Source organism: Rhodococcus sp. MT28 (assembly GCF_058792695.1).
Genome location: NZ_JBXAFD010000012.1, coordinates 1 through 13,014, shown reverse-complemented (window position 1 = coordinate 13,014; position 13,014 = coordinate 1). Strand labels below are relative to the sequence as shown.

The window sequence follows — 13,014 nt, the reverse complement described above, 5'->3', positions numbered from 1 at the left end:
ACTGAAAACCATGTGGTGGATGGTCGGGCTCATTGTTCTGGCCGCCTTGGTTTTGGCATCCGTTCTGGTCGGTTTCGTTTTCCGCCGCCCGATCGCCGAAGCCAAGTCGGCGGTGCTTGCCTTCGACGACGCCAGCTCTCAGCCCCAGCGCGACTGACCACCGTCGAGCGGAATTGTTGCTCCAGTCAGATACGCGGCATCCGGGCCGACCAGGAAAGCCACCGCGGTTCCGATGTCCGTTTCGCAGTCGCCGATCCTCCGTAGCGGAATCCCGGCAACAAAGGCGGCAGCCTCCTCCGGGCGTGCATCTGCCCACCGCTGCAGCCCCGGCGACGACGCGTGGGGAGCAACCGCGTTGACCCGGATCCCGTCGACGCCCCATTCGCATGCTGCCGCGCGACTGAGGGCTCGGACGGATTCCTTCACGGCCGCGTAGCCGCCGTAGCCGGCAGCGTCCCAGCGGACGGCCACGGAGCTGACCATGTTGATGATTGCCCCGCCGCCGCGCTCCTTCATGAACGGGTAACAGGCTTGCATGGTTCGCAGAGTCGCGACGGGGCCGGACGTCAATCCGTCGGCAAGGCGCTCCGGAGTGAGGTCGAGGACGTTGCCGAGCGGGTTGAGGCTGGCGTTGTTGATCAGAATGTCGACGCCGCCGAACAGTTCCACCGTTCGCGCCACGGCTCCGGTGATGGAATCCGCGTCGGCGATATCCATGAGCACCGGTTCGGCACGGCCTCCGCGTTCGGCGATCTCGTTACATGTGACGACGAGTTTCGACTCAGTGCGGCCCGCGACCGCGACGGAAGCGCCCTCCTTGGCGAGCGCAAACGCAACTCCCTGGCCGACGCCTTGCCCTGCGCCAGTGATCAGGGCCACTTTTCCATCCAACTTGCCCACTGCTGTTCTCCTGCTCGTCATTCAACGGTTCCCGAAGCGTTGTCCGAATCGCGCATTGTTACTCGTGGGTTCCCGCTGGATGAGATGTGAGTTACGTCCCACTCAGCGGCACCGCTTCAAATTTCGGTCGTCTTACGTATATTGTGAGCGCCGTTACATACCGGGCGCGCGGACCGCGTACACATTCCATGATGAGGAGCTAGACATGGCATTCACCACTGGCAGCAGCAAGACGGACCTCGCAACTCTCGGCGACTTCCAGAAGATCATTGCAGGCCTGGGCGGCGTTCTCGTCGGCATCGGCGCAGTTGCAGGTCTTCTCGGCGCAATTGGTGGCGCAGGAAGCTCGCAGCCGAAGGCTTGATTGCTTCGCTGAACCGGATTTACGGCCCCCGGCCCGCATTCTGAAGGTATTGCCTTCGTGGATGCGGGCCGGAGGTTTGTCTGCAGATGAATACCTGTGTCTTGCAGGCACATTCATTTTTGTGATACGTCGATCTTTGCCGGCACATCCGCACCTTCTTCGTGGACCTGGGGTCCGAAGTTCGGCAGCGGAGTGTAGTCGAGCATCGCCTCCGAACCGCGGTAGTGGCGGAAGTAGTAGAGCGATCTGTCCGGTCGTATGAGGGTGTCGGGTCCTGTTGTCTTCCAGGCCCAGTGGACGTCTGCTCGCAAAATCTCCGACAGCCTGACGATGTTCTTGCAACCATGGCTCTGTAGCCCAAGGCATTTCAATTCCTCGACGTCTCGCAATTGCCCGTCGCGCGTCCACCTGGATTCGTAGACCAGAGCATCGAGAACGACGCGGTGCGAACCCGCTTGAGTAACGCCGGCAAGTAGAACCTCCCAGTCCAATCCTGGTGCGTGTTGGAGGTATTCGTCGGCGTCGATGAATGCTGCCCATGCGACGGTGTCGCGGTACCGGCTCACGTAATCGACGTACGCCTCTACCTGTCCGTGCACGATCCGACCGTCCGCGTCGCGCGGTTGCCAGTCGACGATCGTCACCGGAAGGTCGTGCAGTTCTTTGCGGAATGCGACCTGAACTTCACTGTCCGACATCGATCGGGTGAAGGCGCCGTAAGAGTTGCCTCTCTTGTCCTCGCTGCGGCCGTGCCAACGGTTGAGACTGAATGCGCTTGTCTTGCGGGTGGACCCGACGGAACCGGTGTTGTCGTAGAGAACAACCTCCCAGCCTTGCTCGATGTGGTGCAGGCACCAGTCCCTGATGAAGGGGAGATGTTCGCGGGGGAGCAGGACCGCAACCACGGCGCGGCGCCCGGCGTCAGAGCTGTTCGGATGATTCTTCGGATCCGTGATCACCCGACACACGATAGCGCTCTGCGTGGATGCGAGTTACTCAATGCTGCTCGTGGGAACGGTTGATCGTAGAACGTTGACACATTCGGCTATTTGTCTCATAGTCGAGTCATGACAACTTCTGTGTCACATTCGCCACGGTTTGTACCTTCCACCGGGGAGTCCTGGCGTTCGCCCTGGGCCATGTACGACGCATTGCGCGAGAACGACCCGGTGCACAACGTTGTGCCGGAAGCTGCGCCGCAGGACGACTACTGGGTGCTCACCCGTCACGAAGACGTCTACAACGCCGCTCGCGACTACGAGACGTATTCGTCGGCAAAGGGATTGACCACTGTCTACGGTGAACTCGAACAGATTGGGATGCAGGACAATCCGCCGTTCGTGATGCAGGATCCGCCAGTGCAGTCGGAGTTCCGGCGCATGGTGTCGAAGGGTTTCACTCCGCGTCAGGTATCGGCGGTCGAGCCGATGGTTCGCGAATTTGTCGTCGAACGTATCGAGGCGCTGAAAGCGCGTGGCAGCGGCGATATCGTCGTCGAGCTCTTCAAACCGTTGCCGTCTATGGTTGTCGCACACTATCTGGGTGTGCCGGAATCGGACCGTGACCAGTTCGACGGCTGGACCGAAGCCATTGTCGCTGCCAATTCGGCAGGTGGTGTGGCCGCGGCAGCGACGACGGCGCAGGCCGCCACCGGTGAGCTGATGATGTACTTCGCTTCGCTGATCGAACGCCGCAAGGTCGAACCGGGTGACGACACGATTTCGCACCTACTCGCCGCTGGACTCGGTGAAGACGGCGACATGTCCGGCCTGCTGTCGATTCTGGGCTTCGCCTTCACCATGGTGGCCGGTGGAAACGACACCACGACAGGAATGCTGGGTGGTTCGGTGGCGATGCTGACCGAACGCCTCGACCAGCGTCAGATCCTGCTGGACGATCCCGCATTGATCACCGACGCGGTCGACGAGTTGCTTCGACTCACCTCGCCGGTCCAAGGACTGGCACGCACCACGACGCGAGATGTGGCCTTGGGTGGCAAAGTGATTCCGGCAGGACGTAAGGTTCTGCTGATGTACGGTGCGGCCAATCGTGATCCCGAGAAGTACGGACCCGACGCGGCGGAGTTGGACGTCTTGCGTCGACCGCAGAAGATTCTCACCTTCAGTCATGGCGCCCACCACTGTCTGGGGGCGTCGGCAGCTCGGATGCAGGCTCGAGTTGCGTTGGAAGAGTTACTCTCCCGGATTCCCGACTTCCATGTCGACATCGACGCGATGCAATACGCGCCGGGCAACTACGTGCGCCGTCCGCTCTCGGCTCCGATGTCGGTGACTCGGCCATGAGCAACGACTGGCTCGGCGAGGGGCGCGCCTTGGCGGCAGCCGAGAAGATCCTCGACAGCGCGGCACAATTGTTCGTCGCGAAAGGCGTCAATGCGGTCGGTATGGCGGAGATAGCCTCTGCTGCAGGATGTTCCCGGGCCACCTTGTATCGGTACTTCGAGAATCGGCAGGCTCTTCACATTGCGTTCGTTCACCGCGAAGCTCGCAGGCTGGGAACTTCGATCGCGGAATCGGTAGCGACCATCGACGATCCGAGTGAGCGTCTGGAGACGGCCATACTCACTGCAGTGTCCGCGGTGCGTAGCACTCCGACGTTGGCTGCATGGTTCACCCCGGGTGATGCGAGTCTTGCCGGTGAACTTGCCAATTCATCCGACGTCATCAACGGACTTGGTGTCGCGATGCTCGGTGAACTCGGAGCAGGCACAGCGTCGCGGGCGCGCTGGATCGTGCGAGTGATTCTCTCGCTGCTCATGGTGCCGGGGGCGGACGAGAACGACGAGCGGACGTTGGTGCGTGAGTTCGTCGTTGCGCTGTTGATTGCTGGACGGGCCACCTGATCATCCCTTCCGGGTGATGCGCGAGGGCTGCGTGGGAATCGAGGATGAACCGATATCCCGACACAGGTCACCGCGAGTTCCCGAGGAGCGTAAGAGAAGATGACTACACCGTCCGAACTCGACCCCAAGCCCGCCACCGAAGCGACTCGCCTGGCAAATGCCCAGGTTCTCCGTGACCTTCCTTTCGACGACACCTTCGACTTCGAACTGATTTCTCGAGGTCTCGTGGCACCGCTCATCGATGGCGGACTGGTCAAAGGTGACAAAGGGCAGTTCATCTTCTCGTACGACGCCTACGGGTTCGCCGACGGCGATGCACCGGATACCGTCAACCCGAGTCTGTGGCGCCAAGCCACTTTGATGGGAAAGGGCGGTGGACTGTTCAAGCTGGCTGATCGTCTGTACCAGGTGATCGGCCAGGACTTGTCCAACACGACGATCATCGAGGGCGACACCGGGTTGATCATCGGTGACACTCTGATGTCCGCGGAAACAGCCGCTCTCGCGCTGGAGTTATACTACCAGCACCGCCCGAAGGTTCCGGTCAAGGCAATCATCTTCACGCACTCCCACGGCGATCACTTCGGCGGTGTCAAAGGATTTGTCACCGACGAAGAGATCGAGTCCGGTGCCGTAAAGGTCTACGCACCAGACAGTTTCACGGAGGAAGCGATTTCCGAGAACGTACTTGCCGGCACGGCGATGACACGTCGCGGAATGTACATGTATGGATCGTTCCTGCGTCCGGGGCCACAAGGGCAGGTATCCGGTGGTCTCGGCCTGTCCACTTCGCACGGCACTTCGACGTTCGCCGTGCCTACCGACGTCATCACCGAACCGGTGCACGAAGAGGTCATCGACGGTGTGCGCGTGACGTTCATGCTCGCGCCGGGAACCGAAGCGCCATCCGAAATGCTCTTCTATTTACCAGATTTCAAGGCGCTCGGGTCAGCTGAGGACGTCACGCACACGATGCACAATCTATACACGTTGCGCGGCGCCAAGACTCGCGACGCCAAAGCGTGGTCGCACTACGTGCGTCTGGCAATGGAACTGTTCCCCGACGTCGAAATCATCTTTGCGCAGCATCATTGGCCCACGTGGGGCAACGACAAGATCTTGAAGCTGATGTCGGATCAGGCAGATCTGTACAAGTATCTGCACGATCAGACGTTGCGCCTTGCCAACAAGGGACTGACACCGGTAGAGATTGCCGACCAGATCGAGGTACCCGACGCGATCGGAAAGCAGTGGTACAACCGTGGGTACTACGGCTCGCTCAGTCACAACGTCAAAGCGATCTACACCTTCTATCTCGGTTGGTTCGACGGCGTTCCCGCTCATCTCAATCCCCATCCGCCGGTGGAGAACGGCAAGCGCTACGTCGAAGCCGTCGGCGGGCCGGACGCACTTCTGACCAAGGGCAAGCAGGCGTTCGACGACGGCGACTACCGCTGGGCCGCGGAGTTGGTGAACCATCTGGTGTTCGCCGATCCGAGTAATCAGAAAGCGCGAGAGTTGTTGGCGGACACGTACGAACAACTCGGCTACCAAGCCGAGAACGGTACGTGGCGCAACTTCTACCTGGTCGGAGCGATGGAATTGCGGCATCCGCTGGCGCCGATGCCGTCCAACAACCCCACTGGCCCGGCCGTGGTCGCAGTGATGCCGCTCGAGCAGATGCTGGACTTCTGGGCAGTTCGCCTCGATGGCCCGAAGGCCGCCGACGTCGACCTGTCGTTGCGATTCGTGTTGTCGGACACCGCGGACAACGTCCTGGTCACAGTGCGCAACGGCGTGCTGAACTACGACATGGACAAGGCAGATGCTTCGGCCGCTCTGACTCTGACCTTGACCCGTGCCGTGTTCAACGAGGTGTATCTGGGAACGACCTCGCTCACCGAATCCATCAAGGCCGGAACGGCAAAAGCTGTGGGAGATCAGTCCGAACTGGAGACGTTCATCTCGCTGCTGGAGGACTTCGATCTGTGGTTCGATATCGTCACGCCGTGACTGGTCGACTCCATAATGTGGCCCGGGCGGGGGATCATTCGAAACGAGAAGGATCTCCCGCGCCGACGCGCACGATTTCGGGAACACCGGACGAATAGTCGACGACTGTGGTGGGTTCGGTTCCGCAGTCACCCGAGTCGATGACGGCGTCGAGTTGGTGGTCGAGTTCTTCCTTGATCTGCCAGCCGTCCGTCATCGGTTCCTCGGCGCCGGGCAGGAGAAGGGTGCTGGAGAGGATGGGTTCACCCAACTCTTGCAAGAGTGCCCGCACTACCGGGTGGCTGGGGATACGCACTCCGACGGTCTTCTTCTTGGCGTGTGCCAGCCTACGCGGAACTTCCTTCGTGGCGGGAAGGATGAACGTGTACTGCCCAGGCGTAGCCGCTTTCACCGCGCGGAACGCCGAGTTGGTGACGTGGACGAAGTGCCCGAGCTGCGCGAAATCGGCACAGACCAGCGTGAAGTGATGGTCCGAACGCAGATGACGGATCTCGCGGATCCGATCGGTGCCCGAGTGATTGTCCATTCGGGCGCCCAGGGCGTAGCAGGAGTCGGTGGGGTAGGCGATGACCGCGTCGTTGCGCAGCATTTCGACGATCTGGCTGATCGCGCGCGGCTGCGGGTTTTCCGGGTGAACGTCGAAGTATCGGGCCATCAACTCAGCTTAGTTCAGCTTGCAGATCACGAATGCCGTTCACCCTTGAGACTGTGGTCGGCGAGCAAACCCGTCAGCTCTTCGGCGTAGGCGAGTTGCTTACGTAAGTGTGTGCAGCTTTCTTCCGCCCGGGTGTGGCAGTCGGTGACGAATTCGGTTGCAGCGGTGCGCGTTGACGCGTCCGAAGCTTCGTCGCCGAGCACTGCCAGAGAATCGAGAAGTTGTTTCATTTCTTCGAGACTGAATCCGAGCGGCTTCATTCGTCGGATTACCAGTAGCCGTTGGACATCGGCCTCGGTATAGAGGCGGAATCCTCCGGCGCTCCGCTCGGACGGAGTAACCAGACCGACCTCGTCGTAATGACGGATCGTCTTGATCGACAGTTCGGTGCGTTCGGCAACCTGTCCGATCTGCATGTTCGGCCCTTGGCCCGCATGTTCCGGCTCAGACATCACTCCCACTTTCCTCGCGCTGGGCCTCCATACTCTCAGTGACCGTCACCCAGGCGACCGGACAGGCGCAGGTGGCGCTCGGCCGATGCGTCGCCGAGCCCCACGATCTCGACATTCTTGCCTCTGGCCGCGTACTTGGTGGTGATGGCGTCCAGTGTCGCGACGGTCGACGCGTCCCAGACATGAGACTCGGACAGATCGATGACAATGTTCTTCGGGTCGCCGGCGTAGTCGAATTGGTAGATCAGATCGTTGCTGGATGCGAAGAACAGTTCGCCTCGAACCGCATAGACACGGGTGTCCTCGTCCGGATGCGCGACGTCGATCACTTCGGTGAGATGCGCGACGCGGCGAGCGAAGATGACCATCGCGGTGATCACTCCGATGATCACGCCGTAGGCAAGATTGTGGGTCGCGACGGTGACTACCACGGTGACCAACATGACCACTGTCTCGCCGATCGGCATGCGGCGCAGGGTCTTCGGATTGATGCTGTGCCAATCGAAAGTGCCGACCGAGACCATGATCATGACGGCCACCAATGCGGCCATGGGAATCAACGCCACCACATCGCCGAGGCCGACGACGAGTATCAGCAAGAACACGCCCGCCAGGAAAGTCGAGATTCGAGTGCGAGCGCCGGAGACCTTGACGTTGATCATGGTCTGGCCGATCATCGCGCACCCTCCCATGCCCCCGAAGAAGCCGGTGACGATGTTCGCGACGCCTTGGCCCCACCCTTCTCGGGTCTTGTTCGAGTGAGTATCCGTGACGTCGTCGACGAGCTTGGCCGTCATCAACGATTCGAGGAGTCCGACGAGCGCCATGGCCAATGCGTACGGCGCAATGATCGACAGTGTGTGCATGTCCAGGGGGACGTCGGGGAACAGTAGCGTCGGTAGGCTCGACGGAAGCTCGCCCTCGTCGCCGACGTTGGGGACATCGAACGCGAAAACGACTGTGGCGGTTGTCAGTAGCACGATTGCCACCAGTGGAGCCGGGACGGAGTTCGTCAGTTTCGGCAGGAATACGAGTATCAGAAGTGCGACTGCAAGGAGTGGGTAGACGAGCCACGGAACATCGATCAGGTGGGGGAGTTGGGCGATGAAGATCAAGATGGCGAGTGCGTTGACGAATCCCACCATGACGCTGCGCGGAATGAAGCGCATCAACCTTGCGACGCCCAGGAGGCTCAGCACGATCTGGAGAAGGCCGGCCAGAAGGACTGTCGCAATCAGGTAGTCGATTCCGTACTCGCGCGTCAGTGGAGCGACGACCAGTGCGACGGCGCCGGTAGCTGCGGAGATCATTGCGGGTCGTCCGCCGACGACGGCGATGGTCACTGCCATCGTGAACGACGCGAACAGTCCTACCCGCGGATCGACGCCGGCGATGATCGAGAACGAGATCGCCTCGGGAATCAGTGCCAACGCCACGACCAGTCCGGCCAAAACCTCCGTTTTGAGACGGTGAGGTGACCGGAGCGCGGCGCGAACCGAATTGTCGTTGGTGGATGAAGCGATGGTTACTGCCATGAGATTCCGTCCTGACGAGGTTCTCATACTCTACCCTCCTGTAAGGGTAGAGTATGAACGGAGTTCTCACTACGGCGCGGATTTCTGTCGAATTGTGTTTCCCCGCAATGGATCTCGAATCGCGAGATTGATCGAGAGGGGTAACGCTCGCGGTGGCGGTCAGATGTGACGACCAGTAACCCTTACCAAGTATTTACCTACTGTGTGGTTTTTGTTTATTGAAAAAGGGTCAACTCGGGCGCTGGCTCCGTTACAGTTCGGCGGCAAACGTCAATCAGGTTGTTCCGAGAGGACATCATGTCAAAACGCCTACTGAATGCTGCGCTCCTTACCGGCCTCCTTGCCGGTGGAACCGCTGTGGCCGTGATTCCGGCGACCGCGGCGCCCGTTGCAGAAACCACGTCGACAACGTTCCAGGTCACGTGCCGCGCAGTTCCGAGTGCGTTCTCCGGTCCTTCGTCAGACGGAAAGCCTGCCACGGTGCGGGTTTCGGCTCCGACGGTAGTCGCGCCAGGTCAGGTCTTCGACATCGACGTGGATCCGGGTAGCGTCCAGATCCCGAACGATGTGAGCGGCGCAAGCGTCAAGAAGATCTCGCGTCTGAAGATTGATCTGCCGATTCCGACCAACGCGGAGTTCGTTTCGGCGACGGTCACCGATCCGGGCAATGTTATTGCCGGGAAACCTGCTTCGGTGATTCGTGTCAACGAAGACGGCACTCCCGCAGCGGACGGTCCGATACTCCGGTTGTCCGGCGCAAACGAAGCGATCGGCAACAGCCCGTCATCGTCGTCGGGTGCGCACGGTGGGCTGGCGATCAATGCTCAGTCCGGAGTCGAGACCAACATCGTCTTTCCGAAGATCAGAATCACCGTAAAGGCCGGGCCGTCCGGCGCAGTCGAAACCAATGTCCGGACTTCGGGTGCTGCAGGTACTTTCGGCGGGCCCGAGTCATTTTTGACCTTCCTCCCTCAGGTCAGTCACTGGCTCGCGGGAACCATCTGGGCGCCCACATCCTGCTCGCCGCGCGACGCTGAGGCCGGCCCCCTCAATGCCGGTGCCGGCGCCCTGGCATCCACGAAGATCGACGGGGACCTGGGGCCCGTTGATCCTGAGCCAGGCGCGGACATCGTGACTAAGCTCGAAGGACCGGCTACCGCCGCGACCGGTACCAAGGTGTCTTTTGCTTCTCACGTCGATCCGGAAAACACAACGGGAACAGTACAGTTCATGGTCGACGGCAAACCCGTCGGTGACCCGCGGCCGGTGGTTCGCGGTATTGCGCGCCTGGATCTCACCTTCGGTAAGGCGGGTACCAAGTCCGTGACTGCAGTATTCACCGCTACCGGAGACGAGGCGAAGTACACGTCGGCGGCACACGTACTCACGGTGACCGGTGACACCACAGGTCCGGTCGATCCCGACCCGACCGATCCGGGCACTCCGGGCGGTCTCGGCAGCCTCGAGTCCGTTCTGCCGCAGCTGCCAACGGGTTCGCTCGGTGGCAAGTGATCACGGTCCTACCTCACTGAACTTTCAATGGCCGAGTTCTTCTGAAAGGCAACACATGAACCCCCGCACTCTGGCAGTTTGCGCTGTCGTACCAGCACTCGCGGCCGGACTCCTCGCTGTGTCCGCGCCGGTGGCAGCGGCTTCCGATACCGTGACGCGGACAGTTTCCTTCGAACACAAGTGCCGGGTCGACGGCGCCACCGATTGGGATTCGTCGTTCTCCGACAACATGGAGGTAACGGCGCCCACGTCCGTGCGTCCCGGCGAACAGTTCACAGTGAAATTGCATCCAGGCACCATGCGTAGTTCGGATTCGGACACCGGTCGTATCAAGTACGACATCGCACTACCGCAAGGGGCAACCCTGGTTTCGTACTCCCTCGTCGGTGATTCGTCGTCCAACTTGACCGGCGAGACTGCGGTGCTGCTCCGGGTGGGCGCAGACGGAAACGCGAACCCGGCGGGTGAGTACCTGCGAATTACCGGTACCGGCAACAAGACAGTCAACGACGGTCCGAGCGCGAACGACAACAAGCCCAAGGAAGGGCTGCAAGTCAAGGCCAACACGGACTTTCGTTTACCGGCAGTCGAATTGAAACTCGAAGCTCGGTCCGACGAGGGAAACGCGACGACGCACCTGCGCGCCGGGGCGACGAGCCCGAGCATCAAGATCAAAGACACGAGCATGAGTTTCGGTGAGTCCCGGTGGGTCAATGCCGCTGGGTATTGTGTTGCTGCGGGGGAAGGACGCAACGCCCTCTCGACTACCGAGGTTTTCACGACCAACCAGACCGAGACGATGGTCGCTGTCGCACTGGAGGCACTGACGGGCGAAGACGTCAAGATTGCGGCGAGTATCGACCCGAACCCGGGTGAGGGAACGGTCGAGTTCTTCGACGGCGATACGAAGATCGGCAGCGCCACAGTCGATTCCAATGGCCATGCAGAACTGGTCTGGCCGTTCCGCGACCAGGGCGAGCATCGCATCACCGCAAAGTTCTTGGGTACCAAGAAGTTCAGTTCTTCGGAATCTGCGGACAAGACCGTGACCGTCACCGTGCCTGGTGTCATCGTCGTCGAGCCGGTGGATCCGACGGAACCGGAAACTCCTGGTGGAACCGGAAGCCTCGGGGACATCTTCTCGAAGCTGCCGACGGGCTCACTCGGAGGCTGAGTCACCCAAACGGCAGGGGAGCGTCGACGTTTCGGCTCGAAGACGGGTGTGTGATCGAATACTGGAATGACAGGTTCGAATCATGCCGAGAGCCGCAACGCCGGCGTTCTCTGATCTTCTCAATGGGAGTCTCCGTCACGGAAATCGGGCCAGAACCACAAAAAGGTAGCTCACCAAAACTCGTGCCCTTTTACTACCGTTAGTTGAAGAACTGCGCGAACCGCGGGTTCTTACATCAACAAGCCTTCGAACTCGCCGCTGCGGTTCAGGTATGAACAAGGTAGGGAAAATGCGCAAGGTTAGTTTGCTCGCGTCCGCTGCAGCAGTAGCTGTCGGTGTGGCAATGATCGGGACGTCTGCGGCCTCAGCAGCGCCGGGAACGATTCCTGGTCACGGACTGTTCGACGTGCCGTGGGAGGTGTTGCCGGGAACGTACACGACGTCTGGGCCCGTATCAGCTGACATGCCGTGCATATACGGCCGAGCGAAAGTCGACGGCGATGGTGAATTGAATGTCCTCGAGTTCGAAAGCACCCTCGAACCGGCGACAGTCACGATTCTCTTGACGGATTCTCGCTTCACCACCGCATATTGCGCTGATTGGAAGCGAGTGTCGTCAGTCGGATCGTTGGATCTCGGATCACTTTTCGGGTCATAGACGTCGCCGCTCTGATTCCAGATGGGCCTCTGGCCGTGGCCACGGACCTCTGCTATCTCGGCTAACGCTCGCCTCGCGGATGTGCTCGTTCGTCTCGAGTTTCCGACCACTCGTCGCATGAGTCCATGACCAGGGACTTTAGCCCTCGGTAATTACCTACCAATCGGTATATTCTGCGAAGGTACGGACTTCGTGAACCGATGTGAGTTGGCTCCGGGGGACGTGCCGGCCTCGCAGGACCGCCCGCAAAGTCAGCCCGGTGAGGCCACCGGAGTTCGCGCATTTCGACAGATTGCCGCTGGGTCCGTCCGCTACGAGGGGAGCGGACGGACCTGACAGCACGAGAGAGTGCCATGCCTGAACGTGGTCAAAGCAGAGTGGACGCGGGGATCATTGCCGTCGTCGCAGTCATCACCGGTGTGTTCGTCGCACTGACCGGTCACGGTCTGGTTGCAGCGCTCGCCACCGTAGTGGGCCTCGCGCTCGGAATGGCGATTGTGCGGTATCTGATCAAGGGCCGCTGATCACCGCAAGAGTTCAGCAGGTCGCGAGAATGTCTGCGATGGTGTCGTGTTCGGCTTGGGTGACCCACAAACCGTATGCCGCTTTGACTTCCACTTGAGCAGTCACGTACTGGCAGCGGTAGGCCTTGTTGGGTGGCAGCCAGGTCGCCGCGTCGGAATCCGACTTCTTCTGGTTCGTGGGCCCGTCGACAGCGCGCAGGTTTCGAGGGTCGTTGGCCAGATTGGTTCGCGTCTGTGTATCGAGCTGTTGTGCGCCCTTCTGCCAGGCGTCCGAGAGTGCGACTACATGTAATCCGTAGCTAGTAGGTAGTGCCGTTGACATCATCCTGGGCTTCCTTCCACGGATTCGGGATATGTGGGCGAC

At 60.6% G+C, this 13,014-nt stretch carries 14 protein-coding genes and 1 pseudogene; 9 read left to right on the top strand and 6 right to left on the bottom strand.

The window, feature by feature from the left end:
- The first annotated feature begins 19 nt into the window (after nucleotides 1–19).
- Entirely contained in the window at nucleotides 20–157 is a 138-nt protein-coding gene (locus AC1Q6C_RS28795; protein ID WP_003945592.1) for a hypothetical protein, read from the top strand.
- Here AC1Q6C_RS28795 and AC1Q6C_RS28790 read toward each other — a convergent pair.
- On the bottom strand, nucleotides 139–900 hold the full coding sequence (locus AC1Q6C_RS28790) for an SDR family NAD(P)-dependent oxidoreductase (RefSeq protein WP_042452547.1): 762 nt from the start codon (nucleotides 898–900) through the stop codon (nucleotides 139–141). The genes AC1Q6C_RS28795 and AC1Q6C_RS28790 overlap by 19 nt on opposite strands.
- Nucleotides 901–1,105: 205 nt before the next feature.
- On the opposite strand from AC1Q6C_RS28790, the gene AC1Q6C_RS28785 reads away from it, so the two are divergent.
- Complete coding sequence (locus AC1Q6C_RS28785) at nucleotides 1,106–1,264, top strand: hypothetical protein (protein WP_156423205.1); 159 nt, start codon at nucleotides 1,106–1,108, stop codon at nucleotides 1,262–1,264.
- Nucleotides 1,265–1,377: 113 nt separating this feature from the next.
- Here the strand turns inward: AC1Q6C_RS28785 and AC1Q6C_RS28780 are convergent, their stop codons facing one another.
- Nucleotides 1,378–2,223 carry a glycosyltransferase family 92 protein gene (locus AC1Q6C_RS28780; RefSeq protein ID WP_042920221.1) on the bottom strand — a complete coding sequence of 282 codons (846 nt, stop codon included), beginning with the start codon at nucleotides 2,221–2,223 and terminating at the stop codon, nucleotides 1,378–1,380.
- A gap of 108 nt (nucleotides 2,224–2,331) precedes the next feature.
- On the opposite strand from AC1Q6C_RS28780, the gene AC1Q6C_RS28775 reads away from it, so the two are divergent.
- The 3 genes from AC1Q6C_RS28775 (at nucleotide 2,332) to AC1Q6C_RS28765 (ending at nucleotide 6,140) form a co-directional block, all read left to right on the top strand.
- The gene (locus AC1Q6C_RS28775) at nucleotides 2,332–3,567 is read left to right on the top strand and encodes a cytochrome P450 (RefSeq protein WP_042920218.1); all 1,236 of its coding nucleotides are present in this window, start codon (nucleotides 2,332–2,334) and stop codon (nucleotides 3,565–3,567) included.
- Nucleotides 3,564–4,127 carry a TetR/AcrR family transcriptional regulator gene (locus AC1Q6C_RS28770; RefSeq protein ID WP_003945891.1) on the top strand — a complete coding sequence of 188 codons (564 nt, stop codon included), beginning with the start codon at nucleotides 3,564–3,566 and terminating at the stop codon, nucleotides 4,125–4,127. Before AC1Q6C_RS28775 ends, AC1Q6C_RS28770 begins: the two co-directional genes overlap by 4 nt.
- A 99-nt stretch (nucleotides 4,128–4,226) precedes the next feature.
- Complete coding sequence (locus AC1Q6C_RS28765; RefSeq protein ID WP_003945738.1) at nucleotides 4,227–6,140, top strand: alkyl/aryl-sulfatase; 1,914 nt, start codon at nucleotides 4,227–4,229, stop codon at nucleotides 6,138–6,140.
- Nucleotides 6,141–6,174: 34 nt separating this feature from the next.
- Here AC1Q6C_RS28765 and AC1Q6C_RS28760 read toward each other — a convergent pair whose 3' ends face one another.
- From AC1Q6C_RS28760 to AC1Q6C_RS28750, 3 genes are read right to left on the bottom strand one after another with little or no spacing between them, the layout of a single operon-like run.
- Nucleotides 6,175–6,795 (bottom strand): L-threonylcarbamoyladenylate synthase, encoded by a 621-nt coding sequence (locus AC1Q6C_RS28760; protein WP_003945756.1) that lies wholly within the window; start codon nucleotides 6,793–6,795, stop codon nucleotides 6,175–6,177.
- A 26-nt stretch (nucleotides 6,796–6,821) separates the two neighbouring features.
- Nucleotides 6,822–7,247, bottom strand: coding sequence for a MerR family transcriptional regulator (locus AC1Q6C_RS28755; RefSeq protein ID WP_051649485.1), 426 nt, complete (start codon nucleotides 7,245–7,247; stop codon nucleotides 6,822–6,824).
- A 35-nt stretch (nucleotides 7,248–7,282) separates the two neighbouring features.
- A complete protein-coding gene (locus AC1Q6C_RS28750; protein WP_215515674.1) occupies nucleotides 7,283–8,782 on the bottom strand; it encodes a SulP family inorganic anion transporter in 1,500 nt (499 codons plus the stop codon).
- A gap of 297 nt (nucleotides 8,783–9,079) precedes the next feature.
- Between AC1Q6C_RS28750 and AC1Q6C_RS28745 the strand changes: the two genes are divergently transcribed.
- The 4 genes from AC1Q6C_RS28745 to AC1Q6C_RS28730 all read left to right on the top strand — a co-directional run bounded on the left by AC1Q6C_RS28745 (nucleotide 9,080) and on the right by AC1Q6C_RS28730 (nucleotide 12,650).
- The gene (locus AC1Q6C_RS28745) at nucleotides 9,080–10,294 is read left to right on the top strand and encodes an Ig-like domain-containing protein (RefSeq protein WP_042920340.1); all 1,215 of its coding nucleotides are present in this window, start codon (nucleotides 9,080–9,082) and stop codon (nucleotides 10,292–10,294) included.
- Nucleotides 10,295–10,349: 55 nt separating this feature from the next.
- On the top strand, nucleotides 10,350–11,468 hold the full coding sequence (locus tag AC1Q6C_RS28740) for an Ig-like domain-containing protein (protein WP_042452525.1): 1,119 nt from the start codon (nucleotides 10,350–10,352) through the stop codon (nucleotides 11,466–11,468).
- Nucleotides 11,469–11,757: 289 nt separating this feature from the next.
- Nucleotides 11,758–12,126 (top strand): Rv1352/Rv1906c domain-containing protein, encoded by a 369-nt coding sequence (locus AC1Q6C_RS28735; protein ID WP_029537646.1) that lies wholly within the window; start codon nucleotides 11,758–11,760, stop codon nucleotides 12,124–12,126.
- 353 nt (nucleotides 12,127–12,479) lie between these two features.
- Nucleotides 12,480–12,650, top strand: coding sequence for a hypothetical protein (locus tag AC1Q6C_RS28730; protein ID WP_007734610.1), 171 nt, complete (start codon nucleotides 12,480–12,482; stop codon nucleotides 12,648–12,650).
- Between the two features lie 16 nt (nucleotides 12,651–12,666).
- Here AC1Q6C_RS28730 and AC1Q6C_RS28725 read toward each other — a convergent pair.
- A pseudogene (locus tag AC1Q6C_RS28725) lies at nucleotides 12,667–12,939 on the bottom strand (HNH endonuclease family protein); the annotation flags it as partial.
- Nucleotides 12,940–13,014 lie beyond the last annotated feature (75 nt).

Bases quoted from the DNA above. Each gene is read 5' to 3' on its own strand.
- AC1Q6C_RS28785 (WP_156423205.1), top strand. From the start codon at position 1,106: ATGGCATTCACCACTGGCAGCAGCAAGACGGACCTCGCAACTCTCGGC.
- AC1Q6C_RS28770 (WP_003945891.1), top strand. From the start codon at position 3,564: ATGAGCAACGACTGGCTCGGCGAGGGGCGCGCCTTGGCGGCAGCCGAG.
- AC1Q6C_RS28755 (WP_051649485.1), bottom strand. From the start codon at position 7,247: ATGTCTGAGCCGGAACATGCGGGCCAAGGGCCGAACATGCAGATCGGA.
- AC1Q6C_RS28765 (WP_003945738.1), top strand. From the start codon at position 4,227: ATGACTACACCGTCCGAACTCGACCCCAAGCCCGCCACCGAAGCGACT.
- AC1Q6C_RS28730 (WP_007734610.1), top strand. From the start codon at position 12,480: ATGCCTGAACGTGGTCAAAGCAGAGTGGACGCGGGGATCATTGCCGTC.
- AC1Q6C_RS28735 (WP_029537646.1), top strand. From the start codon at position 11,758: ATGCGCAAGGTTAGTTTGCTCGCGTCCGCTGCAGCAGTAGCTGTCGGT.
- AC1Q6C_RS28760 (WP_003945756.1), bottom strand. From the start codon at position 6,795: ATGGCCCGATACTTCGACGTTCACCCGGAAAACCCGCAGCCGCGCGCG.
- AC1Q6C_RS28750 (WP_215515674.1), bottom strand. From the start codon at position 8,782: ATGGCAGTAACCATCGCTTCATCCACCAACGACAATTCGGTTCGCGCC.
- AC1Q6C_RS28795 (WP_003945592.1), top strand. From the start codon at position 20: ATGGTCGGGCTCATTGTTCTGGCCGCCTTGGTTTTGGCATCCGTTCTG.
- AC1Q6C_RS28745 (WP_042920340.1), top strand. From the start codon at position 9,080: ATGTCAAAACGCCTACTGAATGCTGCGCTCCTTACCGGCCTCCTTGCC.
- AC1Q6C_RS28775 (WP_042920218.1), top strand. From the start codon at position 2,332: ATGACAACTTCTGTGTCACATTCGCCACGGTTTGTACCTTCCACCGGG.
- AC1Q6C_RS28740 (WP_042452525.1), top strand. From the start codon at position 10,350: ATGAACCCCCGCACTCTGGCAGTTTGCGCTGTCGTACCAGCACTCGCG.